1 rRNA gene is annotated in these 1,172 nt (G+C 52.5%); it reads right to left on the bottom strand.

Going from position 1 to position 1,172, the window contains the following annotated elements:
* Positions 1-8: 8 nt before the first annotated feature.
* A 23S ribosomal RNA gene (locus tag ACGS9J_RS26885) occupies positions 9-1,172 on the bottom strand; the annotation flags it as partial.

Raw genomic sequence — 1,172 nt, 5'->3', positions numbered from 1 at the left:
GGTGTTGTAAGGTTAAGCCTCACGGATCATTAGTACTGGTTAGCTCAATGCATCGCTGCACTTACACACCCAGCCTATCAACGTCTTAGTCTTAAACGTTCCTTCAGGGACCTTAAAGGCCCAGGGAAGACTCATCTCGAGGCAAGTTTCGCGCTTAGATGCTTTCAGCGCTTATCTTTTCCGCACTTAGCTACCGGGCAGTGCCATTGGCATGACAACCCGAACACCAGTGGTGCGTTCACTCCGGTCCTCTCGTACTAGGAGCAACCCCTCTCAATCTTCCAACGCCCACGGCAGATAGGGACCGAACTGTCTCACGACGTTCTAAACCCAGCTCGCGTACCACTTTAAATGGCGAACAGCCATACCCTTGGGACCTACTTCAGCCCCAGGATGTGATGAGCCGACATCGAGGTGCCAAACACCGCCGTCGATATGAACTCTTGGGCGGTATCAGCCTGTTATCCCCGGAGTACCTTTTATCCGTTGAGCGATGGCCCTTCCATTCAGAACCACCGGATCACTAAGACCTACTTTCGTACCTGCTCGAGCCGTCACTCTCGCAGTCAAGCTAGCTTATGCCTTTGCACTAACCTCACGATGTCCGACCGTGATTAGCTAACCTTCGTGCTCCTCCGTTACTCTTTGGGAGGAGACCGCCCCAGTCAAACTACCCACCAGACACTGTCCTCACCCCAGATTATGGGGCCGAGTTAGAACATCAAACATTAAAGGGTGGTATTTCAAGGTTGGCTCCATGCAGACTGGCGTCCACACTTCAAAGCCTCCCACCTATCCTACACATCAAGGCTCAATGTTCAGTGTCAAGCTATAGTAAAGGTTCACGGGGTCTTTCCGTCTTGCCGCGGGTACACTGCATCTTCACAGCGAGTTCAATTTCACTGAGTCTCGGGTGGAGACAGCCTGGCCATCATTACGCCATTCGTGCAGGTCGGAACTTACCCGACAAGGAATTTCGCTACCTTAGGACCGTTATAGTTACGGCCGCCGTTTACTGGGGCTTCGATCAAGAGCTTCGCCTTGCGGCTGACCCCATCAATTAACCTTCCAGCACCGGGCAGGCGTCACACCGTATACGTCCACTTTCGTGTTTGCACAGTGCTGTGTTTTTATTAAACAGTTGCAGCCAGCTGGTATCTGCGACTGGCTTC

It is taken from the genome of Serratia quinivorans (assembly GCF_052113645.1).
GTDB lineage: Bacteria > Pseudomonadota > Gammaproteobacteria > Enterobacterales > Enterobacteriaceae > Serratia > Serratia quinivorans_B.
Note: the sequence above shows the minus strand (reverse complement) of the source record. Positions and strands in the feature narration are given on the sequence as shown.